This window comes from Kribbella sp. NPDC050124, assembly GCF_044460355.1.
Lineage (GTDB): Bacteria > Actinomycetota > Actinomycetes > Propionibacteriales > Kribbellaceae > Kribbella.
On the sequence record NZ_JBITJU010000006.1, the window covers coordinates 1 to 23962 of the forward strand.

Annotated in this window: 27 protein-coding genes; 11 read left to right on the top strand and 16 right to left on the bottom strand. The window is 68.6% G+C overall.

Translation table 11 applies throughout. From position 1 onward, the window contains the following. The first annotated feature begins 169 nt into the window (after positions 1–169). The 3 genes from ACIBL3_RS16340 to ACIBL3_RS16350 all read left to right on the top strand — a co-directional run bounded on the left by ACIBL3_RS16340 (position 170) and on the right by ACIBL3_RS16350 (position 2280). The gene (locus tag ACIBL3_RS16340) at positions 170–658 is read left to right on the top strand and encodes a MerR family transcriptional regulator (RefSeq protein ID WP_396354200.1); all 489 of its coding nucleotides are present in this window, start codon (positions 170–172) and stop codon (positions 656–658) included. Positions 659–731: 73 nt separating this feature from the next. Next, positions 732–1712, top strand: coding sequence for an aldo/keto reductase (locus ACIBL3_RS16345; protein ID WP_396354201.1), 981 nt, complete (start codon positions 732–734; stop codon positions 1710–1712). A gap of 79 nt (positions 1713–1791) precedes the next feature. Beyond that, a complete protein-coding gene (locus ACIBL3_RS16350; protein WP_396354202.1) occupies positions 1792–2280 on the top strand; it encodes a GNAT family N-acetyltransferase in 489 nt (162 codons plus the stop codon). Here the strand turns inward: ACIBL3_RS16350 and ACIBL3_RS16355 are convergent. Further along, on the bottom strand, positions 2277–3371 hold the full coding sequence (locus tag ACIBL3_RS16355) for an S-(hydroxymethyl)mycothiol dehydrogenase (protein WP_396354203.1): 1095 nt from the start codon (positions 3369–3371) through the stop codon (positions 2277–2279). The genes ACIBL3_RS16350 and ACIBL3_RS16355 overlap by 4 nt on opposite strands. A 135-nt stretch (positions 3372–3506) precedes the next feature. Between ACIBL3_RS16355 and ACIBL3_RS16360 the strand changes: the two genes are divergently transcribed. From ACIBL3_RS16360 to ACIBL3_RS16375, 4 genes are read left to right on the top strand one after another with little or no spacing between them, the layout of a single operon-like run. Continuing rightward, positions 3507–4385: an ABC transporter ATP-binding protein gene (locus ACIBL3_RS16360; RefSeq protein ID WP_396354204.1), complete on the top strand. Its 879-nt coding sequence runs from the start codon at positions 3507–3509 to the stop codon at positions 4383–4385. Continuing rightward, positions 4382–5227: an ABC transporter permease gene (locus ACIBL3_RS16365; protein ID WP_396354205.1), complete on the top strand. Its 846-nt coding sequence runs from the start codon at positions 4382–4384 to the stop codon at positions 5225–5227. Before ACIBL3_RS16360 ends, ACIBL3_RS16365 begins: the two co-directional genes overlap by 4 nt. 34 nt (positions 5228–5261) lie before the next feature. Continuing rightward, entirely contained in the window at positions 5262–6467 is a 1206-nt protein-coding gene (locus ACIBL3_RS16370) for a sensor histidine kinase (RefSeq protein ID WP_396354206.1), read from the top strand. After that, on the top strand, positions 6464–7105 hold the full coding sequence (locus ACIBL3_RS16375; RefSeq protein ID WP_396354207.1) for a response regulator: 642 nt from the start codon (positions 6464–6466) through the stop codon (positions 7103–7105). The genes ACIBL3_RS16370 and ACIBL3_RS16375 overlap by 4 nt, the downstream gene beginning before the upstream one ends. A gap of 3 nt (positions 7106–7108) precedes the next feature. On the opposite strand, the gene ACIBL3_RS16380 is transcribed toward ACIBL3_RS16375, so the two are convergent. The 3 genes from ACIBL3_RS16380 to ACIBL3_RS16390 all read right to left on the bottom strand — a co-directional run bounded on the left by ACIBL3_RS16380 (position 7109) and on the right by ACIBL3_RS16390 (position 9128). Continuing rightward, positions 7109–7984 carry a hypothetical protein gene (locus ACIBL3_RS16380; protein ID WP_396354208.1) on the bottom strand — a complete coding sequence of 292 codons (876 nt, stop codon included), beginning with the start codon at positions 7982–7984 and terminating at the stop codon, positions 7109–7111. Beyond that, positions 7984–8139 carry a hypothetical protein gene (locus ACIBL3_RS16385; protein ID WP_396354209.1) on the bottom strand — a complete coding sequence of 52 codons (156 nt, stop codon included), beginning with the start codon at positions 8137–8139 and terminating at the stop codon, positions 7984–7986. The genes ACIBL3_RS16380 and ACIBL3_RS16385 overlap by 1 nt, the downstream gene beginning before the upstream one ends. A gap of 152 nt (positions 8140–8291) precedes the next feature. Then, positions 8292–9128: an isoprenyl transferase gene (locus ACIBL3_RS16390; RefSeq protein WP_396354210.1), complete on the bottom strand. Its 837-nt coding sequence runs from the start codon at positions 9126–9128 to the stop codon at positions 8292–8294. Positions 9129–9199: 71 nt separating this feature from the next. Here ACIBL3_RS16390 and ACIBL3_RS16395 point away from each other — a divergent pair, with 71 nt between their 5' ends. Then, positions 9200–9628, top strand: a complete 429-nt coding sequence (locus tag ACIBL3_RS16395; RefSeq protein WP_396354211.1) for a hypothetical protein — start codon at positions 9200–9202, stop codon at positions 9626–9628. Further along, a complete protein-coding gene (locus ACIBL3_RS16400; RefSeq protein ID WP_396354212.1) occupies positions 9625–10389 on the top strand; it encodes a PIN domain-containing protein in 765 nt (254 codons plus the stop codon). The genes ACIBL3_RS16395 and ACIBL3_RS16400 overlap by 4 nt, the downstream gene beginning before the upstream one ends. Before the next feature lie 68 nt (positions 10390–10457). On the opposite strand, the gene ACIBL3_RS16405 is transcribed toward ACIBL3_RS16400, so the two are convergent. The 11 genes from ACIBL3_RS16405 to leuA form a co-directional block, all read right to left on the bottom strand. Beyond that, positions 10458–11006 carry a hypothetical protein gene (locus tag ACIBL3_RS16405; protein WP_396354213.1) on the bottom strand — a complete coding sequence of 183 codons (549 nt, stop codon included), beginning with the start codon at positions 11004–11006 and terminating at the stop codon, positions 10458–10460. A 254-nt stretch (positions 11007–11260) separates the two neighbouring features. Then, positions 11261–11659, bottom strand: coding sequence for a hypothetical protein (locus ACIBL3_RS16410; RefSeq protein WP_396354214.1), 399 nt, complete (start codon positions 11657–11659; stop codon positions 11261–11263). A gap of 85 nt (positions 11660–11744) precedes the next feature. Then, the gene (locus tag ACIBL3_RS16415) at positions 11745–12269 is read right to left on the bottom strand and encodes a hypothetical protein (protein ID WP_396354215.1); all 525 of its coding nucleotides are present in this window, start codon (positions 12267–12269) and stop codon (positions 11745–11747) included. A gap of 482 nt (positions 12270–12751) precedes the next feature. Then, the gene (locus ACIBL3_RS16420) at positions 12752–13309 is read right to left on the bottom strand and encodes a hypothetical protein (protein ID WP_396354216.1); all 558 of its coding nucleotides are present in this window, start codon (positions 13307–13309) and stop codon (positions 12752–12754) included. 407 nt (positions 13310–13716) lie between these two features. Next, complete coding sequence (gene recO, locus ACIBL3_RS16425; protein WP_396354217.1) at positions 13717–14457, bottom strand: DNA repair protein RecO; 741 nt, start codon at positions 14455–14457, stop codon at positions 13717–13719. A 12-nt stretch (positions 14458–14469) separates the two neighbouring features. After that, positions 14470–15294, bottom strand: coding sequence for an SDR family oxidoreductase (locus ACIBL3_RS16430; protein WP_396354218.1), 825 nt, complete (start codon positions 15292–15294; stop codon positions 14470–14472). Further along, complete coding sequence (locus ACIBL3_RS16435) at positions 15291–16280, bottom strand: aldo/keto reductase (protein WP_396354219.1); 990 nt, start codon at positions 16278–16280, stop codon at positions 15291–15293. Before ACIBL3_RS16435 ends, ACIBL3_RS16430 begins: the two co-directional genes overlap by 4 nt. Positions 16281–16347: 67 nt before the next feature. Continuing rightward, on the bottom strand, positions 16348–16626 hold the full coding sequence (locus tag ACIBL3_RS16440) for an SAV_915 family protein (RefSeq protein ID WP_396354220.1): 279 nt from the start codon (positions 16624–16626) through the stop codon (positions 16348–16350). Positions 16627–16690: 64 nt separating this feature from the next. Beyond that, entirely contained in the window at positions 16691–17149 is a 459-nt protein-coding gene (locus ACIBL3_RS16445) for an NUDIX hydrolase (protein ID WP_396354221.1), read from the bottom strand. Then, complete coding sequence (locus tag ACIBL3_RS16450) at positions 17146–18609, bottom strand: GNAT family N-acetyltransferase (RefSeq protein ID WP_396354222.1); 1464 nt, start codon at positions 18607–18609, stop codon at positions 17146–17148. Before ACIBL3_RS16450 ends, ACIBL3_RS16445 begins: the two co-directional genes overlap by 4 nt. Before the next feature lie 41 nt (positions 18610–18650). Further along, a complete protein-coding gene (leuA, locus tag ACIBL3_RS16455) occupies positions 18651–20324 on the bottom strand; it encodes a 2-isopropylmalate synthase (RefSeq protein ID WP_396354536.1) in 1674 nt (557 codons plus the stop codon). 328 nt (positions 20325–20652) lie between these two features. Here leuA and ACIBL3_RS16460 point away from each other — a divergent pair, with 328 nt between their 5' ends. Together ACIBL3_RS16460 and ACIBL3_RS16465 are read left to right on the top strand one after the other, a co-directional pair. Further along, complete coding sequence (locus ACIBL3_RS16460; RefSeq protein ID WP_396354223.1) at positions 20653–21321, top strand: response regulator transcription factor; 669 nt, start codon at positions 20653–20655, stop codon at positions 21319–21321. Continuing rightward, the gene (locus ACIBL3_RS16465; RefSeq protein ID WP_396354224.1) at positions 21318–22610 is read left to right on the top strand and encodes an ATP-binding protein; all 1293 of its coding nucleotides are present in this window, start codon (positions 21318–21320) and stop codon (positions 22608–22610) included. Before ACIBL3_RS16460 ends, ACIBL3_RS16465 begins: the two co-directional genes overlap by 4 nt. 95 nt (positions 22611–22705) lie before the next feature. Here the strand turns inward: ACIBL3_RS16465 and ACIBL3_RS16470 are convergent, their stop codons facing one another. Continuing rightward, positions 22706–23956 carry a DUF1501 domain-containing protein gene (locus tag ACIBL3_RS16470; protein ID WP_396354225.1) on the bottom strand — a complete coding sequence of 417 codons (1251 nt, stop codon included), beginning with the start codon at positions 23954–23956 and terminating at the stop codon, positions 22706–22708. Positions 23957–23962: the final 6 nt, after the last annotated feature.

The window sequence follows — 23962 nt, forward strand, 5'->3', positions numbered from 1 at the left end:
GGCATCCGGCACCTGCTGCACTGGTCCCGCTGGCGACGCCGCCACCAAGCCCGCGCCCGCGATTGCCACTTCCACCGTCAGGCGGTCCAACTCGCCTGATCACGAACTACGGCTGGAGTATTAGGTCACGTTTGCCTTTGAGCGCGCTCTAAGGCGTACGGTCGAAAACATGAACACGACCGGTGTCCTCACCACTCCCGAACGGCGACAGGCCTTCGTCGACCGCTACGAGGTACCGCCGCTGTCCCCGCTCGACCCCGAGCTGCTGAAGCTCCTGGATCTCCCGGACGGCCTCCCGGAGCAGTTGAGCATCGCCGAGGCGGCCGAGGTCACCGGGCTCACCGCGCACACGCTGCGGTACTACGAGCGGATCGGGCTGATCCGCGTCGGTCGCGACAGCTCCGGCTACCGGTGCTACGACCGGCTGGCGCTGGCCCGGATCGTGTTCGTCACCAGGCTGCGGCTGTCGGACATGCCGATCAGCACGATCAGCCACTACCTGGAGCTGGTCGCGCAGGGCGAGGAGACCGCACCGCAGCGGCTCGCCCTGATGGAGGAGCACCGGGCGACGATCCAGCGGCGGCTGCGCGAACTGCAGGCGGCGCTCGCGGTGACCGACTACAAGATCACCACGTACGGCGGTCACGCCAAACCCTGACCGAACTCTCCGTACCTCGGGCGGGCCTGACGGTCTGCCCTGCGGAGCCATGCCTTCTTCGAGGAGATCGACGATGAAACTGGGCAGCGCTGGAGCCGAAGTCAGCCGGCTGGGGCTGGGCTGCATGGGAATGAGCTACGCGTACGGCGCGACCGACGACGCCGAGTCGGTCGCGACCCTGCACCGGGCGCTCGATCTCGGCATCACGTTCCTGGACACCGCCGACATCTACGGCTTCGGCAAGAACGAGGAGCTGGTCGGCCGGACCATCAAGGAGCGCCGGGACGAGGTGTTCCTGGCGACCAAGTTCGGGATTGTCGGCAATCCGACGATCCCGGGACAGCAGGGCGCCAACGGATCACCGGCGTACGTCCGGTCCGCGATCGACGCGTCCCTCGGGCGGCTGGGCGTCGACCACGTCGACCTGTACTACCAGCACCGCGCCGATCCCGCCGTACCGATCGAGGAGACAGTCGGCGTGATGGCCTCGCTGGTCGAGGCGGGAAAGGTGCAGTACCTCGGGCTGTCCGAGGCGTCGGCGGAGACGATCCGGCGGGCGCACGCCGTCCACCCGATCACCGCGGTACAGACCGAGTGGTCGCTGTTCAGCCGGGACATCGAGGAGTCGGTGCTGCCGACCTGCCGCGAGCTCGGCATCGGGATCGTGCCCTACTCGCCGCTCGGGCGCGGCATGCTCACCGGCACGCTGCCGCGGAAGGACGACCTGGCGGCCGACGACTACCGGCGGACGCTACCGCGGTTCTCCGACGAGAACTTCGAGGCCAACGCAGCCCTGGTGGAGGAGATCAAGGCAGTCGCGGCAAGGTACGACGCGACACCCGGCCAGGTCGCGCTCGCCTGGGTGCTTGCGCAGGGCAACGACGTGGCGCCGATCCCGGGGACGAAGCGACGCAAGTACCTGGAGGAGAACGCGCGGGCGCTGGAGCTGACGTTGTCCGACGACGATCTGGCGGCGTTGTCCAAGCTGACGCCGGTGGGCACCCGGTACCCGGACATGACCTGGGTCGACCGGAGCACCGCACCGCTCGGGTGATAAACTGCTTCGCATCAAGGCCTCCCGCTTCCCGCGGGAGGCTTTCGTGCGTTCTGATGCAGGTCGAGTGAGGAGTCCGATGTCTGATCTTGTCGTACGGCGCGCCGGCTCGGGTGATCGAGTTGTGCTGGAGCGGTTGTGGCTGATGTTCCGGCACGACCTGTCCGAGTTCCAGGGGCAGTTGCCGCGACCCGATGGCAGCTACCGCAGTGAGTGGCTCGAGTCGGTGCTGAACGGTGATCCGAACTGGGCAGGGTACGTCTTCCACACCGGCGAGAATCCGGTCGGGTTCGCCTTCGTCCGGGCGTTGACGCAGCCGGCGCGGGTGCTGAACGCGTTCTTCATCGTGCGGCCGATGCGACGGCACGGCGTGGGGCTGCACGCCGTACAGGAGGTCGTCGCGCAGCATCCTGGGCCGTGGGAGGTGGCGTTCCAGGAGAGCAACGCGACGGCGGTGCGCTTCTGGCGGCGCGTTGCCGAGTCCGTGTCCGGGCAGGCGTGGTCGGAGGAGAGGCGGCCGGTTCCGGGTGATCCGAGCACGCCCCCGGATGTCTGGATCTCCTTCTAGAACAGGACTACCGAGCGCAGGACGTCGCCGTGGTGCATCTTGGTGAATGCGGCCTCGACCTCGCCCAGCGCGATGGTCTCCGAGACGAACCGGTCCAGCGGCAGCCGGCCCTGCAGGTGCAGGTCGATCAGCAGCGGGAAGTCGCGGGACGGCAGGCAGTCGCCGTACCAGCTGGACTTGAGCGAACCGCCGCGGCCGAAGAAGTCGAGCAGCGGCATCTCCAGGGTCATCTCGGGCGTCGGCACACCGACCAGGACGACGGTGCCGGCCAGGTCGCGGGCGTAGAAGGCCTGCTTCCACGTCTCGGGGCGGCCAACCGCGTCGATCACCACGTCCGCGCCGAACCCACCGGTCAGCTCCTGGACCTGCGTGACCACGCCGTCGTGGTCGAGGCCCTTGGAGTTGATCGTGTGGGTGGCGCCGAGTTCCTGGGCGACGTTGAGCTTGCGCTCGTCGATGTCGACGGCGATGACCCGCGCCGCGCCGGCCAGGCGGGCTCCGACGACGGCCGCCGTACCGACGCCGCCGCAGCCGATCACGGCCACCGAGTCACCGCGGCCGACGTTGCCGGTGTTGATGGCGGCGCCGAGGCCGGCCATCACGCCGCAGCCGAGCAGGCCGGCGACCTCCGGCTTGGCGGCCGGGTCGACCTTGGTGCACTGTCCGGCCGCGACCAGGGTCTTCTCGGCGAAGGCTCCGATGCCGAGCGCCGGTGAGAGTTCGGTGCCGTCGGCAAGGGTCATCTTCTGCTCGGCGTTGTACGTGTTGAAGCAGTACCACGGGCGGCCGCGCAGGCAGGCGCGGCAGTTGCCGCAGACGGCCCGCCAGTTCAGTACGACGAAGTCGCCTGGCTGGACGTCGGTCACACCGGCGCCGACCGACTCGACCACGCCCGCGGCCTCGTGGCCGAGCAGGAACGGGAAGTCGTCGTTGATACCGCCCTCGCGGTAGTGCAGGTCGGTATGGCAGACGCCGCACGCCTGCACCTTGACGACTGCCTCCCCCGGCCCGGGATCCGGGATCGTGATCTCCTCGATCGAGACCGGTTGACCCTTACCCGCCGCCACCACACCACGCACCGTCTGAGCCATTCCCCGACGCTAGCCGCAACCACCCCGTCCCGTCAGCCCTCCCGGGCGTGGCGCAGCATGTCCACCGGTCGGGGGACAGAGCGTCACCCGGGCGGTGCTCCCACGGTGGGGTGCTTGGGCGGGAGGGTTGGAGGCATGGAGACAGACACAGCTGTACGGGTGCGGGGGCTGGTCAAGCGGTACCCGGACAAGGTGGCGGTGGACGGGGTCGACCTGGACATCCACCGGGGTGAGGTGTTCGCGCTGCTCGGCCCGAACGGCGCCGGCAAGACGACGTCCGTGGAGGTCCTGGAGGGGTATCGCCACGCGGACGCCGGCGAGGTCAGCGTGCTCGGCGTCGACCCGGCGCGCGGCGACCGGACCTGGCGGGCACGGCTCGGGATCGTCACCCAGACATCCCGCGACGAGGCCGAGCTGTCCGTCGCCGAGCTCGTGAGGCATTACGCCGGCTACTACCCGAACCCGCGAGACCCCGACGACGTGATCGCCGCGGTCGGCCTCGAGGAGAAGCGCCGTACCCGGACCCGCAAGCTCTCCGGCGGGCAGCGTCGCCGCCTCGACGTCGCGCTCGGCGTGATCGGCAACCCGGAGCTGCTGTTCCTGGACGAGCCGACGACCGGTTTCGATCCCGAAGCACGCCGCCAGTTCTGGACCCTGATCGAGAACCTGCGGACCGCCGGGACCACGGTCCTGCTCACCACCCACTACCTGGACGAGGCCGAGCACCTGGCCGACCGGGTCGGCGTGATCGCCGACGGCCGCATGGTCGAGGTCGCGACACCGGAGACCCTCGGCGGGCGTGGCGCCCGGACCGCGCGGGTCGCCTGGCTGTCCGCGGACGGGATGCGCGAGATCCGCACCGACCGGCCGACCGCCGAGGTCGCGCGGCTGATGGCGGAGTACGGCGGCGAGGTGCCCGAGCTGGAGGTACGGCGGCCGAGCCTGGAAGACATCTATCTGGAACTGATCGGATCGGTCGCGGCCGCTCCGGTGCTGGAAGGAGCAGTGCAGTGAGCATCGCCGAACGGAGCCACACGGTGAGCACGGTGAGCACCGTGCTGCCGTCGCCGCTGAGGGTCGGGCTGTCGCGCACCGGGCTGGAGGTGAAGCAGTTCTTCCGCGAACGCGAGCAGCTGATCTTCACCTTCTTCTTCCCGATCATCTTCCTGGCCATCTTCTCCGCCGTGTTCAGCGGCACCGACTTCTCCGGCGGCGTCGACGCCGCCACCTACTTCACCCCCGGAATGATTGCCTCCGGCATCTTCCTGACCAGCTTCCAGTCGCTGTCCATCACGATCGCGATGGAGCGCGACGAGGACCTGCTGAAGCGTCTTCGCGGTACGCCGATGTCGCCGCAGTCGTACTTCATCGGCAAGATCGGGCTGGTCCTGGTCACCTCGATCCTGCAGTTCGGACTGCTGCTCACGATCGCCGGTCTACTGCTCGGTGTCGACATTCCGACCGAGCCGGTGAAGTGGCTGCACTTCCTGTGGATCTTCGTCCTCGGTACGGCGTCCGGATCGGTGCTCGGGATCGCGTTTTCCGTCGTACCGAAGTCGGGCAAGGCGGCGTCGGCGGTGGTGACCCCGGTCGTCCTGCTGCTGCAGTTCATCTCCGGGGTGTACTTCGTCTACAGCAGCCTGCCGGCCTGGATGCGGACGGTCGCGGAGATCTTCCCGCTGAAGTGGCTCGCGCAGGGGATGCGGTCGGTGTTCCTGCCGGACGGTTTCGAGGTGAACGAGCCGGGCGGGTCCTGGCAGCTCGGTCTGGGCGCCGTGGTGCTGTCGGTGTGGCTGGTCGCCGGCCTGATCGTCGCCCAGCGGGTGTTCCGCTGGACCCGCCGGGACGCGGGTTGATTGTCGACAATCAGCTGAGAGGAAGATAGACATCGTGGAACAGCCCCGGGTGGTGGACGAGCCGATCTGGATGCGGACGCTGATCGGCTGGCACATCGTGTTCTGGGTGCTGCTCGCGATGACGTTCGCCGTCTCCTTCTCGGCCGACTTCAGCACCGGTCGTCGGATTGTCTACACAATTGCGATCGTGGTGGCCGGGGCGACGTACCAGTTCGTCGGGTTGCCCGCGATCACGTCCCGGCGGCGGTCTCAGTCGTACAGCTACCGGATCGTGCTGATCGCGTGCCTGATGGTGCTGGTCGCGCTGTACCCGCAGTCGGTGTTCCTGATGTTCATCGCGTCGGCGCAGATGTGGCTGCTCTGCGAGCGGATCCGGGAGGCGGCGGCGTTCAGCGTGCTGCTGGTGGTGGGCGTCGGCACCGCGCAGTTGTGGAGCGCCGGCTGGGGCTGGGACGCGTTCTGGTCGATCCTGCCGTGGATGGCGGTCAGCCTGGTGGTGAGCCTGCTGTTCGGGATCTGGATCGAGCGGGTGATCACCCAGAGTGAGCAGCGTGCCGAGCTGATCAGGGAGCTCCAGTCGGCCCGGGACGAGCTCGCCGAGGCGCACCACAGCGCCGGCGTGATGGCCGAGCGGGAGCGGATGGCGCGCGAGATCCACGACACGCTCGCGCAAGGCATGACCAGCATCGTGATGCTCGCCCAGACCGCCGCGGTCGAGCTGCAGCGCGGCGGGACCGACGGCGCCGCGGCCCGGCTGGCGGCGATCGAGGACACTGCCCGGGAGAACCTGGCCGAAGCGCGGGCGTTGGTTGCCGCGTTCACCCCGGTTGCGTTGTCCGAGGCGACGTTGACCGAGGTGCTGCGGCGGCAGGCCGAGCGGTTCGCGGCCGAGACGGGCGTCGACGTCCGGGTGTCGCTCGACCTGCCGGACGAAGAGGTCGCCGCGTTGCCTCAGGCTCAGCAGGTCGTGCTGCTGCGATCGGCCCAGGAAGCGCTGGCCAACGTGCGGAAGCACGCGGCCGCGACGCAGGTGCTGATCACACTGGGCATCTCGGACGACGGCGTATGGATCGAGATCCGCGACGACGGGACCGGGTTCACGCCGTCGGCTGCCGAGTTCGGTTACGGGCTGGCGGCGATGCGCGGACGCGTCGAGGAGTCGGGTGGTTCGGTACAGGTCGAAAGCGCGCCGGGGCAGGGCACCCGGGTGCAGGTGTTGATCCCAGCGGAGGACGCGTGATTCGGGTAGTGGTGGTTGACGACCATCCGGTGGTGCGGTCGGGGCTGGCCGGGATGCTCGCGGTGACCGAGGACATCTCGGTCGTCGGCGAGGCAGGCGACGGTGCGGAGGCCCTGGCGCTGGTGGAGTCGACCAAGCCGGACGTCGTACTGATGGATCTGCGGATGCCCCGGATGGACGGGGTGGCGGCGACCGGTGCGATCGTGTCCGGGTATCCGTCGACTCGGGTGCTCGTTCTTACGACGTACGACACGGACACCGACATCCTGCACGCGGTCGAGGCCGGCGCCGCGGGCTACCTGCTGAAGGACACGCCCCATGCGGACCTGCTCGACGGGATCCGCGCCGCGGCGCGTGGCGAGACGGTCCTCGCGCCACCGGTCGCTGCGCGGCTGATGTCTCGGCTGCGTACGCCGTCCGCGCCGGCCAGCGCTCAGCCCTCGCCTCGGGAGCTCGAGGTGCTCGCCGCGGTCGCGCGCGGTCTGAGCAACGCCGAGATCGGCCGCGAACTCTTCATCGGCGAAGCCACCGTGAAGACCCACCTGCAACGCCTCTTCACCAAGCTGGACGTCGACGACCGGACCCGAGCTGTGACCGTGGCCATCGAACGAGGACTACTCCCCTCGCCCGGCCGCTGAGGGCTACAGGTTGAGGTCCTTGCCGCGGGACGGGCCGCTCGTTCCGTGCCGGCGGTCCTGCTCGCCCATGCTGGAGGCCTGGCGCGGATCCGTCGGCTGCGGATTGAGTCCTGCCTGGACCTCTCGTGCCAGCCGCTCGCTCTCAATGGCCATCTTGATGCTCTGACTGGTTGCCTCGTTTGCGCCGGGCTCGGCGATGGTGAGCTGCCCGCTCAGACCTGTGAGTCCCTCGCGAGCCACACTGAGGTCGGTCTCGAGCTGGGAACTCGTCCGGTCGACCAGCAACGAGTGCTGCCCGCTGCCATCCACTTCCAGCGCGGAGGTCTCGAGCTTCCACGCAGCGTCACGAGCCGACTCGAGCCGAGCCGTTGCCCGCCCGAGGCTTTCACTGGCGACGCCGACGGCACCCTGAAGATTCTGCAGCCGGGATCGCATGAGCTCGGTGTCCGCCGTACGACGTCCAGGTAACTGCTCCAGCTTGTCCAGCTGGTCGATCCCTCGGTCGAGCTCGTGCGAAGCGTAGGCCAGCTGGTCACTGAGCTCGCCCAGCTCCTCGCGTGTGCCGTTGATTCGCTCGACCAGCACGCCGGCCGTGTGCTGGACTCCCCGGAACGCGCCACGCACGCTTTCCTCGGCGCGGAAGCGCTGCACGTCCTCGCTCTCCGGGTTGTTGTTGACCGCCCGCGCCTCGGCCTCGTTCTCACGCACCCAGCCGGCGCCGGTGCGCAGCGACTCGACGTCGTCCAGCCGACGCTCCAGCACGCGGTCCAAACCGGTCTGGCTCGTCGCCAGGGCCACGGACTCCAGCGTCGTGCGCGCCTTGCTGAGTGCGGTCGCGATCTGCTCGGTCCGGATGGCGACCTCCGCCTCGTCGGCCATCAGCGCTCGGCCTCCCCGGCCTCGCGTGCCAGCCGGTCGTCCTCGGCCAGGGCAGCGCGCAGGACGTCGCCGACCCGGCGGACCTCCTCCTGGGCGGCCCGCAGTTCCCGCTCCACCGACTGCTGCGGCGTCTCATCCGTCGGCTGGTCCGGCACGTCGTACTCCTTGTCCTCGGTCAGTCGTCCAACGAGCCTAGACGCACCCCAGTCCACCGCCGTTCCACGTCCCGATCACGGTCTGATCGCGGGACCGCCTTCGACGCGGTGTGTTCGGCGGCGTCGCCGTACGGGCAGAATTGGCACGCCGGTCAGGCCGGAGCGACCGGGTTCGGGATGGCGCCGCCGTAGCGGCGGTCGCGTTGGGCGTACAGCTCGATCGCGCGCCACAGGTCACGGCGGTCGAAGTCCGGCCAGAGCGTGTCCAAGAAGACCATCTCGGCGTACGCGAGCTGCCAGACCAGGAAGTTCGACGTCCGCTGCTCACCCGACGAGCGGACGAACAGGTCAACCTCGGGGATGTCGGGCGCGTACAGGTGCCGGGCGACCGTCTGCTCGGTGATCCGGTCCGGCTTGAGCTTGCCGTCGGCAACATCTCGCGCGATCGACCGCATCGCGTCCGCGATCTCCGCGCGGCCGCCGTAGTTCACGCAGAACTGCAGCGTGATCGTGTCGTTGTGCTTGGTCCGCTCCTGGGCGTACTCGAGCTCGTCGATCACGCTCTTCCACAACCGCGGCCGCCGCCCGGACCAGACCACCCGCACGCCCATCGCGTCCAGCTCGTCGCGCCGGCGGTGGATCACCTCCCGGTTGAACCCCATCAGGAAGCGCACCTCCTCGGGCGAGCGGGCCCAGTTCTCGGTCGAGAACGCGTACGCCGAGATGTACTTCACCCCGATCTCGATGCCGCCCTTGATCACGTCCAGCAGCGACGCCTCGCCCGCCTTGTGCCCCTCGGTCCGCGGCAGCCCCCGCTGCTTGGCCCACCGCCCGTTCCCGTCCATCACGATCGCCACATGCTTCGGCACCAACTCCGCCGGAATCACCGGCGCCCGAGCCCCCGAAGGATGCCTCTCCGGCGCCACCACCACCTTCTCCGCACCCCGAGCCTCAATCCCCCGACCCCGACGACGACCAATAGGCGACATACCCAGCAGTCTCCCCCACGCCTGTGGATAACCGGCCTCGGGGTCAGTGCACGGCGGACTAGACTCTGGCCATGCCTGGGCCAACAAGTGATTCGCGGATCTATCTGCTGGATCCGGCTGAGCGGCAGGTTTCTGTCGGTGGCCCCGCGGTGGTCGGGCCAGACGGGTCGCGCGAAGAGCTGCCGCCGGGTGTCTACCGGGCCATTCAGCACGTGATCGAGGCAATGCGGGCGGGGCTGGCGGTCAAGGTGACGCCGTTGCGGCTCGAGCTCCCGATCGACGAGGCCGCCGATGCGATCGGAATCGGCCGCGACGACCTGCGGGCGTCTGTTGCCGACGGCGCCCTTCCGTTCAGGTCGACGGAGTACGTCGACTGGGTGCGACTGGCTGACGTCATCGCCTGGGACAACAAGCGCCGTGAGAAGCGGAATGCCGCACTCCAGGACTTGCTGGACGAGGAGCCCTGGGACGAGCCCGGGCCCGGCGAACAACAATCGTGACCGAGTCGGTCTCACCGAATCAGACCAGGCCGGAGCGTGGGTTCCTCGACGCCAATGTGATTCGCGGACAACTGGCCAACGACGTACTGATGTCTATGGCGCACCGGGATGTGTTCGATCCTCGCTGGTCGGCGCATGTCCTCGAGGAGATGCGCCGCAACCGGCCGCCGGGTGTCCCCGAAGCGAAGATCGACCGGCGCATCGCGAGGATGAACGAGGTCTTTCCGGACGCGCTGACCAGCGGCTACGAAGATCTCGAGCCACAGATGCGGGCCGACCTCAAGGACAGGCATGTGCTCGCGGCCGCGGTTCAGAGTGGTTCGGACGTGCTGGTGACCGACAATGTCAAGGACTTCGACCCTCCGTCGACCGGCCCGCACGCGATGCGTGTCGAGAAGTTGTCGCAGTTCCTCCGCCGCAAACTCGAGGAACGCCCGGACCGGCTGCTGGCCGCCTTGCAGGAGATGGTCGATCGCAACAAGTACGCTCCGCGGACTCTGCCCGAACTGCTCGACAAAATGGCACAGCAGCCAGAGCTTCGGCCCTTCGCGCAGAAGCTGAACGCGATCGTGCCTCCCGGGCAACGCGGCACGGACGAACGGCTGACCGCCAATCAGCGGCGCTCCGCCAAGACCGTCGCCTTCGACGGCACGCCCGACGCCAAGGATCAGGTCCGTCCCGGGACCAGTCCCGGCGAGCAGGCACATTCACCCAGGCCCGCCGACCGCGACCGCGACCGCGACCGAGGCCACGAACTCTGACCCCGGGCCCACCTTGTCACCGGCACCGATCGTCCGCTCGATGCAATCCACCGTGCGAGTGACGCGGGTCAGCACTGCGCCCCCTGGTTCAGACCCCTGACGACCTTCCACGATCCTTGGACGAGTTGCAGGTCTCGGTTGTCGAGCCAGCGGGTCGGCGTACCGGGTGGCTTGATGTTCTTGCCGGCGGCATCGACGGCATAGGTCTTCGACGTGTCCAGACAGGCCTGGACGGACGCTGTCGTGAACTTTCCAGCGGTGGCTCCGCCCAGCTTGGTCGGTTTGGCCCAGATGATGTCCGGGAGTCCGATGGTCTTGATCTTCCGGCCTCGATAGTTCTCGGCCTGGATCTCCGAGACGCGGAGTTCTACGCCGGCCGCCACTGACGGCAGGTTCTTCACCTCGGTGCCCCCGCTCGCCGTCATCCCATTGATGACCTGGATGTAGCGGCGGTAGGCAGTCACGGCGGCGTCGCCGGCCTGTTGGGACGGATTGACGGGGCTTGGTGTGGTGCTGGTGGTGGGGATGACGGGCGGGGGTTTGGGACTCTCGGTGGTGCAGGCGGGGAGGGTGGCGACCGTAGTGATGAGGGCAACGGTGGCTAGTCGCCTAGGCATTGGAGGACCTCCGGACCGGGTGTGGGACTACTGAGGGTGCAGCTACTCATACGTTCGGTTCCGGGGGGCGACCGGCAGGGGCTATCAGCAGTGCCCGCCTTTTCGGCTTTGTGGGTAGTCGGCCTTCCAGGCACCTTGTATGCGGCGCATGCGCATCTCGTCGATGGCTTGGAGTGGCGTTCCGGGCTTCTTCACGCTCTTTCCGTTGGCATCGACAGCGGTGGCATTGGAAGCATCAACGCAGGCTTGCAGGATCAGGTCGTTGATCTGCCCGCTCGCGTCCGGCTTGCGACGGTCAACGGCTTGATCCAGACGACCACTTGGCGGCCGACGCTGTGCCATCTCTTGCCCCTGAAGGTCGCTGCCTGGTTGAGCTCGGCCGCCAGCATCACTCCACTGGCGTGCATCTTGAGATCTGCGACGTTGACACCGCCGGACGCATACGCGGTGTCGGTCGCCGCGATGAACTGTCGGTAGGCGCTGGAGGCCCCTGCGACCGCCTTGCTCTCGGCCGACTCCGCGGGCGTCGGCGTCGGCGTCGTCGTCGGCGAGTTGGTGACAGTCGACTCCGCGATGCCTGGCGGCGAAGCACTGCCGATCGAGCCGCAAGCGGACAGCAACGCCAGAGCCGCGAAACCGCACGTTGCCGCCATCAACTGCCCCCTCATCACCTGCTCGGACGTTTGAGACGTCGCACAACCCGCCAGAGTCGGTACGCCGACCCACTCTGCTGACCGCTCACGAGCAAGGCCTTGTTGTCGGCGGGTCCGTGACCGTCCCGCCTTCCGGTGCCACCAGCACCGGCCGGAGATCCGTCACCCGGAGAGGAATAGACCGGCTGAAGTTCAGCGGGATAATCCCCTGCATGCCGCCACCGGTCCAGTTGACGTTCCAGTAGGCGGTGGCAGTGACTTGGAACTTCCCGGTCGCCTCGCAACGAGAGGTCTTGCGGTACTTATGACCGCACGTCGGCGACGCCGGAATCTCCTTCAGGGACTTACCTTCGGCGTACGCCCGAGTGAACGGCGTACCCGCACCCTTGCAAGTCACCTTGTCGCCAGCGCCCATCGCCCACTCGATCCGGTCCACCGTGCCGGTCGCGACAATCGTGACCCCATCAAGCGTCGCCTGCTTGGTCAGCGGACCGGTGGTGCTCTCCCCCGGATCCGTCACCCACATCCAAATCGGCACATTTACAACACCGTCCCCCGCCGCACTCTGCACGTACGGCGACAACCCCAACTGCGGCGCCCTGAACGCCATACTCTCTACCACCCGCCGAGCCACCACCCGAGGATCGGCAGCCACCACCTCCCCCGGCGGCCGAACAACCGGCTCAAACCGCTCAATCCCCTGCGGCCTGCCCTCCACCACACCCAGCACGACCCAGCACCGATAGAACTTCGTTCCTGGTGGGTAGTCGCTAGCAGAGTGAAACATCGAGACCAGCGTGGGCGTCTGCGTCAGATAGCACCCAGACGCCGCATCCCAGAACCCATTCTCCGTCCGACACGGAATTGCCTGTCCCTCGAACGAACAGCCCGGCTGTCCGACCTTCGTCGCTCCTGGAGTCCGGCTGGTCTCCTTGGTCGGGGATGACGTTTCTCCAGTCACCGAGATTCGGCACTGCCCGAGATAACGGTTGTTCTCGCATCGCGGAGCTGCCGGACTTGGAGTTGGCACCTCAGGAGTCACCGCTACAGCAGGCAGGCTGGCGAGCAGTCCAGCCGTAGCGATTGCGGTGGTCAGCACTGTGCACCTTGATTCATGCCCTTGACGACCTTCCAGCTTCCTTCAATGAGCTGCAGATCTCGGTTGTCCAACCAACGAGTCGGAGTACCAGGCACCCTCACGCTCTTCCCAGTCGAGTCCACGACCTGAGTTTTCGACGTGTCGTAGCAGGCCTGAACGGTCGCTGTGGTGACCTTTCCGGCCGTCACCGCGCCCAACTTCACCGGCTTGGCCCAGATCACGTCCGTGGTCCCTATGGCCTTGATCTTCCGGCCGCGAAAGTTCTCGGCTTCGACCTGGGAGGCTCGGAGGTCAACGCCAGTCGAGACCGCCGGGAGGTCTTTCACGTCGGTTCCGCCGCTGGCCATCATCGCGTCGGTCACCTCGATGTAGCGGCGGTAGGCGGCGACGGCGGCGGTGCCGGCCTGTTGGGACGGGTTGGCGGGGGTTGGTGTGGTGCTGGTGGCTGGGGTTGTGGGGGTGAAGGGTGGGGGTTTGGGGTTTTCGGGGGTGCAGGCGGGGAGGGTGGCGACTGTGGTGATGAGGGCTGCGGTGGCTAGTCGCCTGGGCATGCGGGGGCCTCCGGAAACAGGGTGGGACTACTGAGGGTGTAACTGTTTCATACGTTCGGTTCCTGCGGATGGAGTTATCCACAGGGTTCTGGAGGGCCCGGTGCGGGGTGGCGGCTTGTTGTGCGGCTGGCGGGTTGCAGAGCCTGTTGCAGAATCACCGACCGATCGAGCTCAGTGGGGACAGTGCGCCGATCGACCCCGAATTCACTGTCTGAGTGGAGCGCGGACGGCCGATCGGCGAGAAAAGTCGCGGCGTGTTGGTGTGGACAGAGAGCCCCAAATCCATTTTGCAACAGGCTCTGCAGGGCGCCAGCGGTTGAGGAAGCCGCCAGTGGCGGGGAGGCCGGCACGGCCGGCGGACATCAGCGGGGCTGCGGCGAGCGGGGGGAGCGTGACCGCGTCCGGATCTAAGAGCCTGTGCTCAGGTCCAGGTGGGGTAAGGAGCGGAGTTGGTGGTCTTGGTGGTAGGTGAAGAAGGCGGCTATCAGGCCGGTGGCTTCTCGGCGGGTTCTTGGGTCTGCTTGGAGGGCGGTGGGCCAGTCGCCGGTCAGGAGGGCGGCCAGGTGGGTGACGGTGGTGGGGGAAGGCATGGCTGAGGCTGGGGGCCGGCAGGTGGTGCAGACCATGCCGCCGGCGGCGGGGTTGAAGGCTCGGTGGGGGCCTGGTTCGCCGCAGCGGGCGCAGTCGGCGAAGGAGGGGGCGTAGCCGCTGATGGCCAGGGAGCGGAGGAGGAAGGAGTCGAGGACCATGGCGGGTTCGCGTTCGCCGGTGGACAGGACTCGGAGGGCGCCGGCCAGCAGGAGGTGCTGCTGGGTCGCGGGTTCCTTCTCCTCGACGACGAGACGGTCGGCGGTCTCTAGCAGGACCGTGCCGGTCGTGTACCGCGCGTAGTCGTTGACGATCCCTTCGCCGTACGCCGCGATCGACTCGGCCTGGGTGACCACGTCGAGGGTGCGGCCGGTGGCGAGTTGCAGGTCGACGTGGCTGAACGGCTCGAGGCGGGCTCCGAAGCGGGACGACGTACGGCGGACGCCCTTCGCGACGGCGCGGATCTTGCCGCGACCGCGGGTCAGCAGCGTGGCGATCCGGTCCGCCTCACCCAGCTTCTGGGTGCGCAGCACGATCGCCTCATCACGGTAGAGCGGCACCCGTTCAGTCTCTCACCCGCGGGCGACATACTCCTCGAGGCTGGTCGGCGGACGGCCGGTGATGTCCTCGACGGCCGACGAGACCCCGCTCAGCTCGCCGCTCGCGATGGCCGCGTACGACGTGACCCAGCCGGCGACCTCCCACGCGGGAGCGCCGTACACCTCCCGCGACCGGTAGGCCTCGTCCAGCGTCTCCGCCTCGTACCGGACCCGCCGACCCCAAGCAGACGACAGTACGGCGGCCGCCTCGGCCAGCGTGAACGACGCCGGACCGGTCAGGTCGTACGTCATCCCGGCGTGCCCGGGGTCCACCAGCACCCGGGCCGCCACCGCTGCCACGTCGTCACGGCTGACCGCCGCCACCCGACCATCGCCCGCGGGCCCGCGGATCACGCCGTCCTCACCGACGAACCCGGTCACGAAGTCGAGGTACAGGTTGTCCCGCAGGAACGTGAAGTCGACACCCAACGACCGGATGTGTTCCTCGGTGTGCCAGTGGTCCCGCGCGAAGGTGAACGTCGCCCCCGGGGATGCCCCCAGGAACGACGTGTAGACGATCCGCCGTACACCGGCCGCCACCGCGGCGTCGACCGTTGCCTTGTGCAACGCAACCCGGTCCGCGGATTCCGTTGCACTCAGCAACATCAAGGTGTCGACCCCGTCCAGCGCGTCGGCGAACGCCTGCTCGCCGTACGCCGCCTGCGCGACCTCGGCACCGGGCAACGAAGGAGCCCGGCCCGGGTCGCGCACGATCAGCCGCTGCGGTACGCCGGAACCCGCGAGCAGGCGCGCGATCCGGGAACCGAGCTGACCGGTGGAGCCGGTGACGCCGATCACTTGCCCACCAGGTCCATCCCGCCTTGGGTGTAACGCTGACCGGACACCGCGTCCGGCGGGAACGCCTCGTCCAGCGCCGCCAGCTCCTCCGCGGTCAGCTGGACGTCCACGGCGCCGAGGTTCTCGGCGAGGTACTTGCGCCGCTTGGTGCCCGGGATCGGCGCAATGTCATTGCCCTGAGCAAGCAGCCACGCGAGGGCCAGCTGTCCGGCCGTGACACCCTTCGAGGCGGCCAGCTCGCGGACCTTCTCGACCAGATCGAGGTTGCGCTGGAAGTTCTCCCCGCTGAACCGGGGCAACCCGCGCCGCATGTCGTCGGGCTCGAAATCGTCCGGCGACTTCAGCTGCCCGGTCAGGAAACCGCGGCCGAGCGGGCTGAACGGGACGAAGCCGACGCCGAGCTCCCGCAGGGTCGGCAGTACGACGGTCTCCGGGTCCCGCGTCCACAGCGACCACTCGCTCTGAACAGCGCTGATCGGGTGTACGGCGTGCGCGGCGCGAACCGTGTCGCCGTTCACCTCGGACAGCCCGAGGTAGCGCACCTTGCCCGCCTGGACCAGCTCGGCCATCGCGCCGACGGTCTCCTCGATCGGGATCTGCGGGTCCTTGCGGTGCAGGTACCACAGGTCGACGTGGTCCACGCCGAGCCGCCGCAGCGAGGCGTCCAGCGCCTGACGCGCGTACGCCGGGCTGCCGTCGACCACCGTGGGCGGGTCGTTCGGGCTGGTGGGCTTCTTGAAGCCGAACTTGGTGGCGAGGACCACCTGGTCGCGGCGGCCGGCCAGCGCCCGGCCGACCAGCTCCTCATTGGCGCCGTCGCCGTACACGTCGGCGGTGTCGATGAAGGTGCAGCCGGCGTCGATGGCGGCGTGCAGGGTGGCGATGGACTCGGTCTCGTCCGTCGTCACGCCGTAGGACTGGGACATCCCCATGCAGCCGAGGCCGAGGCAGGAGACGTGCAGGTCACCGAGCTTCGATTCACGCATGCCCCGAACCTACCGTCGCCAGCCGTTGCTGTGGGCAAGACCCCTCCGGCAGTCACGGGGAGTGACCTCAGTGGACCAGCGCCGCCTCGGACCGTACGTCGGGACCGACGAGCACCGGGTCGAGCTGAATCCTGGTGATCCCACGCGGCGCCAACAGGTCGCGCAGCGCCTCCTCGGACTGCCGGACGAACTCCTGGCGCGGCCCGGTCGCGGCGCGGAGCAGTGCGAGGGTGGTGAATGCGATGCCGACCCGAGGACCGTCGGGCAGCCGCCCGGTCTGCAGTACGGCGATGCCGTCGGTGGATCGAACGGGGACGAACCAGCCAGCACAATGTCGAGGTCTCACACCACCGACGCTAGGCCGCGTTCCTCCCCCACAGCCGTTTCCTCACGGACTTCGCACACACTTCTCACAGCCCCACGGGGAGTGGGTGAGCAGGCACACCGTCGGTCAGCAAGGCGCGGATCAGCTCCGGCAATTCACGAGGTGCGAAGACGGCATCAGCCGCCAGCAGTTCGTCGACGCTCCACCATCGGCACTCGGCGACGAGCTCCCGCTCCCACTCGGGCGTGGGCTCAGGTGTGAAATGCGCAGTACGCACGAGGTAGTAGTCGCTGCGCACCCCGTCGTGGCCGGCGGCGTACGGGCCGATCGCCTCCTGACGCCAGACGTGCTCCCGGACGTCCGCGGTCGACAATCCCAGCTCCTCGCGAAGCTCGCGAGTGAGGCATTCCTGGGCGGTCTCACCGGCTTCGATGCCGCCGCCGGGCGCGAGCCAGAACGAGCGGTCCGAGAGTACGACGTGTAGGAGTAGGAGCCGGTTGGCGGGATCCAGGATGAGCGCTCGGGCGCCGTGGCGGAGCTTCACAGGCCCAGCCGCGTCGGGGTGGTGGGTGGGCCGGAGCGCAGCAGTTCTTCGATCAGAGTGGAAAGGTCGCGAGGGGCGAAGCGGCCCTCATGGGACTGCAGCTCGGACAAGGTCCACCACCGGTGACCGTGGACGTGCTCGGCCTGCAACTCCTCGGCAGTGAGGGTGCCACCAACCGCGAACGGATCGGTGCGGACGAGGAAGATGTCGTTGATGACGCCGTCGTAGCCGGAGGCGTGCCCCTCGGCAACTACTTCCTGGTGCCAAAGGTGCGGTGGGTTGGCCGGCGCGTCGAGGCCGATCTCCTCCTGCAGCTCACGATGCAGTCCGTCCCGCAGCGACTCCCCCGCCTCCAGACCGCCGCCCGGCGTCGCCCAGAGCGGTCCGTCGGCGAACTCGAAGCGGACCAGAAGCACCCGGTCGTCGGGATCCAGGACGATCGCGCGAGCGGCCGGACGCAGCCGCGGGTAGGTGAGCTCGAGCTCACGATGTTCCTCGACCGCGCGGAAACCGAAGCGATTGTTGACAATCTGCATGGCGACATTCGACTGCGCCGTCCAGGTGTGCAGGTAGCGCTGCTTGGTCCGGTGCTTCGCCAGCTGATCGAGGTTGGCGAGCTTGAGATGCGTGCCCAGGTTGTGTCCGCGGTGCTCCCGCAGTACCAAGGTGTCGTCCTGTTGCGCATGCGACGCGTCGGCCCGTGGCAGATACATCAACGTGTAGCCGGCAGGTTCGCCCGACAGCGTGTGCGCCATCGTGACGAGCGCGAGGTAGTTCCGGTCGATCCGCTGCTCGCTCGCCTGCAGCTTCTCCACCGTCCACGGCACGACCTCGCGGGTCATCCCGCCGGTGGGTACGTCGTGATCCATCGCGGTGTGCAGATCGGCGTACGCCTGCTGGTGTTCCGGCGGGCACACACCGGCCCATGAGGTCAGGCGATACCCGTCCAGGACCCCCGCCGTACGACGCAAGTCGTCGAGACGGACGTCGTCGTACGGCAACGGTACGACGAAGTGGTCTTCGACATGCTCGACGGAGAACCCGAGCTTCGCTGCGAACGCGGCACCGGGCCAGACCTCCGACGACGACGGAACGCCGATCTCGGTCTGGAAGATGGTCCGCCCGAGCTGCGCCGCCCGCGTGACCGCCCAGTGCCACAGCGCCGTACCGATGCCACGGCGCCGATGCTCCGGCGGGACGTCGATCTCGACCTCGACCGTGTCCAGGTTGTCGGTCAGCCGGTACTCGAACAGCATCGCGCCGAGCACCCGGTCGTCCTCGAACGCGCCGACCGCGAGCCGCCGCTTCAGCGGTCCCGGGTTGCGCAGCGAGAACCCGAGCGCGTCCCGGCCGACCACGATCGCGGCCTCGCGTCCCGCGACCACGCCGGCCCGCAGCGCGTCGTACCACTCGTCGAACAGGGCCAGGTCGGCCGGGTCGATCTCGCGAACGCTGATCACCCGGCCGACCCAACCAAACGAAAGGGCCAACCGCTACCCGATCAGCGAGTTGCGCGGTTGATTGCGGAGACGACCGCCTTCAGCGACGCGGTGAGGATGTTGGCGTCGCGGCCGACGCCCCAGTAGACCTCGTCGCCGACCTCGCACTCGACGTACGCCGCGGCCAGTGCGTCACCGCCGGCCGACAGCGCGTGCTCGTGGTAGTCCAGCACCCGGACGTCGTACTTGAGCGGCTTGATCGCGTCCACGAACGCCGAGACCGGGCCGTTGCCCTCGCCGACCAGCTCGTGCGGCACGCCGTTCGAGTACACCTGCACGCGGAGCTGGTCGCCCTGGCCCTCGCCGGACGACGAGTTGACCGTGAGCAGCGACAGCTTGCCCGGCGCCAGGTACTCGGCCGCGAAGATGTCCCACATGTGCTGCGGGTTCACCTCGCCGCCCTCGGAGTCGGTGTGCTGCTGGATCACCCGGCTGAACTCGATCTGCAGCCGGCGCGGCAGGTCGAGCCGGTGCTCCGACTTCATGATGTAGGCGACGCCGCCCTTGCCGGACTGCGAGTTCACCCGGATGACCGCCTCGTACGACCGGCCGACGTCCTTCGGGTCGATCGGCAGGTACGGCGCCTCCCAGGCGATCTCCGAGACGTGCCGGCCCTCGGCCGCGGCCTGCTTGTCGAGCGCCTCCAGGCCCTTCTTGATCGCGTCCTGGTGGGATCCGGAGAAGGCGGTGTAGACCAGGTCACCGGCGTACGGCTGCCGCTCGGGCACCCGCATCTGGGTGCAGTACTCGACCGTACGGCGGATCTCGTCGATGTCGGCGAAGTCGATCTGCGGGTCGATGCCCTGGCTGAACAGGTTCATCCCGAGCGTGACCAGGTCGACGTTGCCGGTGCGCTCGCCGTGGCCGAACAGGCAGCCCTCGACCCGGTCGGCGCCGGCCATCAGCGCAAGCTCGGTCGCGGCCACCGCGGTGCCGCGGTCGTTGTGCGGGTGCAGGCTGATCGTGCTGTGCTCGCGCCGGGTCAGGTTGCGGGCGAACCACTCGATCTGGTCGGCGTACACGTTCGGCGTCGACATCTCGACCGTGGCCGGCAGGTTCAGGATGATCTCGCGGCCCTCGGCCGGCTGCCACTGGTCGCTGACCGCCTCGCACACCTCGAGCGCGAACTCCAGCTCGGTCCCGGTGAAGATCTCCGGACTGTACTGGTACCCGAACTCACAGTCGCCCAGCATGTCGTCGGCGTACTTCATCACCGTCTCGGTGCCGCGGACCGCGATGTTCAGGCACTCGGCCTTGTCGACGTTGAAGACGACCCGGCGGAACAGCGGCGCGGTCGCGTTGTAGAGGTGGATGGTCGCCTTCGGCGAGCCCTGCAGCGACTGCACGGTGCGCTCGATCAGCTCGTCGCGGGCCTGGGTCAGCACCGAGATGGTGACGTCGTCGGGGATGACGTCCTCTTCGATCAGGCTGCGGACGAAGTCGAAGTCGTACTGGCTGGCGCTCGGGAAACCGACCTCGATCTCCTTGTAGCCCATCTTCACCAGCAGGTCGAACATCCGCCGCTTGCGGGCCGGCGACATCGGCTCGACCAGGGCCTGGTTGCCGTCACGGAGGTCGGTGGACAGCCAGCGCGGGGTCTTGTCGACCGACTTCGTGGGCCAGGTGCGGTCCGGCAGGTCGATCGGGGGAAACGCGCGGTAGCGCTGGATCGGCATCCCGGACGGCTGCTGGACGGGCTTGGGCTGATTCTTCGGTGCCACGGGGGTTCTCCTCGGGAGGTGTACTGCGGGGTCGTGAGGACGACCGGCGTACGTCAAGACTCCGCGGCGAGGGAACCGGCCTTGTCAGGCCTCGCCGCGGCAGCGAAGGAGGAGAAGCTGGTGCCGCATGATGCCAGTGAGTCTAAGCACAAACCCCCTGGCCCGTCGAACCCGGGGTCCGCCGGGCGAGACACGCAGAGTGACGGGGGCCCGGCTGAAGATGTGCTGAAGAACCCTGCGGAGCCGCTGCGGACCGGGCCCCGGGCAGTGCGAGGATGGCCGGATGGCGGCGCGGGTGCTGGTGATCGAGGACGCGGAACCGATCCGGACCGGCGTCGGGATCGCGCTGACCGAGGCCGGTCACACGGTCCGGACCCGGGCGGATGGCGACGGGTTCGAGCGGGAGCTGGCCGAGTTCCGGCCGGACCTCGTGCTGCTCGACGTGATGCTGCCCGGGCGGGACGGGTTCGAGCTGCTGACCGTCACCCGGGAGACGTCCAACGCCGGGGTGATCCTGCTGACCGCGCGTGACGGTGTCGAGGACCGCTTGCACGGTTTGCGGACCGGCGCCGACGACTATGTGGTGAAGCCGTTCGTGCTGGCCGAACTGATCGCGCGCGTGGAGGCGCTGCTCCGGCGGATGGGTCGGCTCCGGACTGTGCTGGAGGTTGGCGACCTGTCGGTCGACGTCGAGGCGGGAGCTGTGCGGCGTGCTGGGGAGGCGATCGAGCTGACGGCGACGGAGTACAAGCTGCTCGCGTTTCTCGCCGGGCGCAGCGGCAAGGTCGTCGGCAAGACCCAGCTGCTGACGGCGGTCTGGGGGTACGACGATTACGCGGCCAACCTGGTCGAGGTCCACGTGAGCGCCTTGCGCCGGAAGCTGGAGGCACACGGTCCACGGTTGCTGCACACGGTCCGGGGCTCGGGCTACGTCCTGCGGCCGCCCACATGAGGCCGCTGCGTACGGCGTCCCTGCGCGTGCGGGTCACGTTGACGGCGATCGCCGTACTGCTGGTGGTGCTGCCGGTGACTGGGTTGACGGTGAAGGCTGTGTTTGATGCGCAGGCTGAGCGCAGCCTGGACTCGTTGCTGACCGGGCGGGCTCAGCTGGCGCAGCAGCTCGCGCGGCAGAACGTTGCGCCAGGCAACTTGGTTCGGCGGATCGACGCGGACGGGGTCCGGGTCACGTTGATCTTGCGGTCGGGGCAGCAGCTTGGTGCGCCGCCGGTGGATCCGGGTGGGACGGTGCGCCAGGTGCGGGCGACGTTGCAGGCCGGGCAGCGGACCCGTGGTGCGACGTTGCTGTTGTCGGCGGACACTGCGTTGCTGGCGGATGCGAGTGCGCGGTTGCTCAATGTGCTGTTGGTGTCTGGGGCTGCGGCGATTCTGATCACTGCGCTCGCGCTCGTGATCGGCATGCGGTTCGCCCTCGCGCCGCTGGATGCGATGACCGGTCTCGCTCGGTCGATCGCCGCGGGTCGGCGTGGTGGGCGGTTGCAGCCGGAACGGGCTGACACCGAGCTTGGGCGTACGGCGGCCGCCTTCGACGAGATGCTGGACGCGTTGGAGGGCGCGGAACGGACGGCCCGCCGGTCGGAGGACCGGATGCGCGAGTTCGTCGCGGACGCCGCACATGAGCTGCGGACGCCGGTCGCCGGCCTGCAGACCGCGGCCGAGACGCTGATCCAACTAGGCCCGGATGCTCCGGCTTCCCGCCGCGAGGAGCTCGAGCTCCTCCTGGTCCGCGAATCCCGCCGAGCCGGAACCCTGGTCGCGGATCTCCTCGAGCTCAGCCGAATCGACGCCGGCCTCCAACTCCACCTCGCCCAGGTCGACCTCCGTCACCTGGCCGACACCCAAGCATCCCGCCTCCGCCTGGTCGCCCCCGACCTCACCGTCAACGTCACCGGCTCCGCCACGGTCACCGCAGACCCCGAACGCCTGGCCCAAGTCCTGGCCAACCTCCTGGACAACTCCCGCCAGGTGGGCGCCCGAACCGTGCGGATCGAGGTCGGCCCGACCGGCCTGGTCGTGGCAGACGACGGCCCGGGTGTTCCGGCGGAGTTGCGGGAGCGGATTTTCCACCGCCTGGTTCACGGCCCGCAGAGCAAGGGGGCCGGCCTGGGCCTGTCGATCGCCCGCGGCGTCGCCCGGGCGCACGGCGGGGAGCTCACGGTCACCGATCGGCCGGACGGCAGGCGCGGCGCCGCCTTCCGCCTCCACCTCCCGATGCGTACCTGAGGACAGGAGGTGTCCGACGCCACCGAGCACGGCCACGCTCACGGCAACCCGTCGGGGCCCGATGCCGGGCACTACATCCTGTTCTCTCGTACATGTCACGCCCGCAACAGTCCGTCGATGGTCGTCTGGTGGCCGGCCAGCACCTTGCCCGGCTCGGCACCGAGGACGTCTCGGAGGACGGTGGCGTAGACGTCCCGGAAGTCGGTTGAGGCTTTCAGGTCGCCGTTGGACAGGTCGGTGAGGCTGGGTTGGTCGCCGTAGAAGCCGCCCGTGACTTTGTCGCCGAGGAGGAAGACGGGGCCGGCGGTGCCGTGGTCGGTGCCGTCGCTGCCGTTGGCTTGGACTCGGCGGCCGAATTCGGAGTAGACGAGGACGACGGCGTTGCGACCGCGGTCGGACTTGCGGAGGCGTTGGGCGAAGGGGGTCAGGGCCTTGTCCAGCTCGGTCAGGAGGCGTTGCTGGGTGCCGCGTTCATCGGCGTGGGTGTCGAAGCCGCCCAAGGAAGCCGAGTAGGCGCGGGTGGGTACGCCGGCCTCGATCAGGCCGGCGATCAGGTCGAGTTGCGCGCCTAGCTGGGACATGCCGCCGGCGGAAGCGCCCTGCGTGCGTTGCTCGTCCTCCTCTTCCTCTTGCTCGTGCCCGGTGCGGACTGCCTGACCCAGCACCCGAGTCGCCTCTTGCAGGTCCTGCACCGCCTTCGCAGCCCGCGCCTGCCAGCGCCCCTCCCCCGGACTGGGCTCGCCCAGCGCGGCGTACGCCGTACCGACCGCACCCTTCGGCAGAGCCAAGCCACGCAACGGCAGCGACGCAGCCGCAGTCGTCTCCCCAGCCAGCAAAGGCGGCAGCGTCGGCTCGACTGAGACGGCTCGCAGCGGGTCGGCACCGGTCGCGTCCAGCCACCGCCCGAGCCACCCGGACGGCACCGGCGACTTCGGCGCCGCCGTCTGCCAGATCGCCATCGACCGGAAGTGGCTGCGGTCGGGCTCCGGGTAGCCGACACCGCGCACGATCGCGAGCCGCTTGTCGTCCCACAGCCCCTTGAGCCCGCTCATCCCCGGGTTGAGCCCGAGTCCGTCGCCCAGGTCGAGCACCTCGTCCGGCTCGTACGCGAGTTCCGGTCGTGCCTTCTGGTACGCCGGATCGCCCGCAGGCACAACCGTGTTGAGTCCGTCATTGCCGCCGTACAGCGTGATCACTACCAACACGGACTGGTCACTCGGCAACGGATCGTCGACCGCTGCGGCCATCAGATCGGACCAGTTCACCTGGGTCGCCCCTGCGGCCAGCGCTCCGGCAGCAGTGACGCCGCTCAGGGTCAGAAATCGCCGTCTGGTCAGGTTGTCCATCGGTCC

What these genes read in the sequence shown, in the direction of transcription:
- ACIBL3_RS16340 (WP_396354200.1), top strand. Translation starts at nt 170, where the DNA reads ATGAACACGACCGGTGTCCTCACCACTCCCGAACGGCGACAGGCCTTC.
- ACIBL3_RS16345 (WP_396354201.1), top strand. Translation starts at nt 732, where the DNA reads ATGAAACTGGGCAGCGCTGGAGCCGAAGTCAGCCGGCTGGGGCTGGGC.
- ACIBL3_RS16350 (WP_396354202.1), top strand. Translation starts at nt 1,792, where the DNA reads ATGTCTGATCTTGTCGTACGGCGCGCCGGCTCGGGTGATCGAGTTGTG.
- ACIBL3_RS16355 (WP_396354203.1), bottom strand. Translation starts at nt 3,371, where the DNA reads ATGGCTCAGACGGTGCGTGGTGTGGTGGCGGCGGGTAAGGGTCAACCG.
- ACIBL3_RS16360 (WP_396354204.1), top strand. Translation starts at nt 3,507, where the DNA reads ATGGAGACAGACACAGCTGTACGGGTGCGGGGGCTGGTCAAGCGGTAC.
- ACIBL3_RS16380 (WP_396354208.1), bottom strand. Translation starts at nt 7,984, where the DNA reads ATGGCCGACGAGGCGGAGGTCGCCATCCGGACCGAGCAGATCGCGACC.
- ACIBL3_RS16390 (WP_396354210.1), bottom strand. Translation starts at nt 9,128, where the DNA reads ATGTCGCCTATTGGTCGTCGTCGGGGTCGGGGGATTGAGGCTCGGGGT.
- ACIBL3_RS16395 (WP_396354211.1), top strand. Translation starts at nt 9,200, where the DNA reads ATGCCTGGGCCAACAAGTGATTCGCGGATCTATCTGCTGGATCCGGCT.
- ACIBL3_RS16405 (WP_396354213.1), bottom strand. Translation starts at nt 11,006, where the DNA reads ATGCCTAGGCGACTAGCCACCGTTGCCCTCATCACTACGGTCGCCACC.
- ACIBL3_RS16410 (WP_396354214.1), bottom strand. Translation starts at nt 11,659, where the DNA reads ATGGCGGCAACGTGCGGTTTCGCGGCTCTGGCGTTGCTGTCCGCTTGC.
- ACIBL3_RS16415 (WP_396354215.1), bottom strand. Translation starts at nt 12,269, where the DNA reads ATGGCGTTCAGGGCGCCGCAGTTGGGGTTGTCGCCGTACGTGCAGAGT.
- ACIBL3_RS16420 (WP_396354216.1), bottom strand. Translation starts at nt 13,309, where the DNA reads ATGCCCAGGCGACTAGCCACCGCAGCCCTCATCACCACAGTCGCCACC.
- ACIBL3_RS16435 (WP_396354219.1), bottom strand. Translation starts at nt 16,280, where the DNA reads ATGCGTGAATCGAAGCTCGGTGACCTGCACGTCTCCTGCCTCGGCCTC.
- leuA (WP_396354536.1), bottom strand. Translation starts at nt 20,324, where the DNA reads ATGCCGATCCAGCGCTACCGCGCGTTTCCCCCGATCGACCTGCCGGAC.
- ACIBL3_RS16460 (WP_396354223.1), top strand. Translation starts at nt 20,653, where the DNA reads ATGGCGGCGCGGGTGCTGGTGATCGAGGACGCGGAACCGATCCGGACC.
- ACIBL3_RS16465 (WP_396354224.1), top strand. Translation starts at nt 21,318, where the DNA reads ATGAGGCCGCTGCGTACGGCGTCCCTGCGCGTGCGGGTCACGTTGACG.
- ACIBL3_RS16470 (WP_396354225.1), bottom strand. Translation starts at nt 23,956, where the DNA reads ATGGACAACCTGACCAGACGGCGATTTCTGACCCTGAGCGGCGTCACT.